The 695-nt window shown below is 68.1% G+C and carries 1 pseudogene (running past one end of the window); it reads right to left on the bottom strand.

Going from position 1 to position 695, the window contains the following annotated elements:
* A pseudogene (locus tag J7E91_RS34755) lies at nucleotides 1-607 on the bottom strand (cysteine--1-D-myo-inosityl 2-amino-2-deoxy-alpha-D-glucopyranoside ligase); its annotated part reaches 205 nt to the left of the window's first position; the annotation flags it as partial.
* Nucleotides 608-695: the final 88 nt, after the last annotated feature.

Below are 695 nucleotides of genomic sequence, written 5' to 3'. Positions count from 1 at the left end.
TCCAGAGCATCGGGTCGAGCGGGTTCTTCTTGCCGGGGCGGTCGGGGTCGCCGCCGCGCTCGGCGGACAGCAGCCGCATCGCGTCGGCGTCGAGCCCGGACACCTCGCCGAAGTGCGGGTCGGCCTCGACGGAGAAGTACACATCCCCTTCGAGCTCGTACGCCGCGCCCGCGTCCCGCAGCCGCTCGATGAGCGGCACGATGCCGGGTATCGCTTCGACGGCGCCGATGTAGTGCTGCGGCGGAAGCATCCGCAGGGCGGTCATGTCCTCGCGGAACAGCGCGGTTTCGCGCTCCGCGAGTTCGGTCCAGTCGTGTCCGTCGCGGATTGCCCGCTCCAGCAGCGGATCGTCTACGTCCGTGACGTTCTGGACGTAATGAACCTGCCGCTTGGTGTCGAGCCACACGCGCTGCACAAGGTCGAACGCGTTGTAAGTCGCCGCGTGACCGATGTGGGTCGCGTCGTACGGCGTGATGCCGCAGACGTAGATACGGGCGACGGGACCGGGGTCGAGGGTGATCAACCCACCGGTCGCGGTGTCGTGGATCTGGAGGTCGCGGCCCTTGCCAGGCAGGGCGGGGACCTCAGAAGCGGGCCAGGCATGCATGCCTTGAGCGTAACCGGACGCACGTTCCGGATACGAACCGGATACGAAATCGTGTCCGGTTACGCACCCTTGCGCGGGGCCTGCGGCG

Source organism: Streptomyces sp. ISL-99 (assembly GCF_018614005.1).
GTDB classification, from domain to species: domain Bacteria; phylum Actinomycetota; class Actinomycetes; order Streptomycetales; family Streptomycetaceae; genus Streptomyces; species Streptomyces flavidovirens.
The sequence above is the reverse complement of the archived record's forward strand: the minus strand, read 5'-3'. Positions and strand labels throughout refer to the sequence as shown.